Genomic DNA, 307 nt, shown 5'->3' on the forward strand with positions numbered 1-307 from the left:
AGACCCCGTGAACCTTTACTACAGCTTGGCACTGAACATTGAACCTACATGTGTAGGATAGGTGGGAGGCTTTGAAGGCGTGACGCCAGTTGCGCTGGAGCCGTCCTTGAAATACCACCCTTGTATGTTTGATGTTCTAACGCAGGCCCATGAATCTGGGCCGCGGACAGTGCCTGGTGGGTAGTTTGACTGGGGCGGTCTCCTCCCAAAGAGTAACGGAGGAGCACGAAGGTTGGCTAATCCTGGTCGGACATCAGGAGGTTAGTGCAATGGCATAAGCCAGCTTAACTGCGAGACGGACAGGTCG

The 307-nt window shown here is 54.4% G+C and carries 1 rRNA gene; it reads left to right on the forward strand.

Annotated features, from left to right (window positions below):
• Nucleotides 1-307, forward strand: a 23S ribosomal RNA gene (locus J9892_RS21895); the annotation flags it as partial.

The organism is Aeromonas sp. Prich7-2, assembly GCF_017939255.1.
Lineage (GTDB): Bacteria > Pseudomonadota > Gammaproteobacteria > Enterobacterales > Aeromonadaceae > Aeromonas > Aeromonas caviae.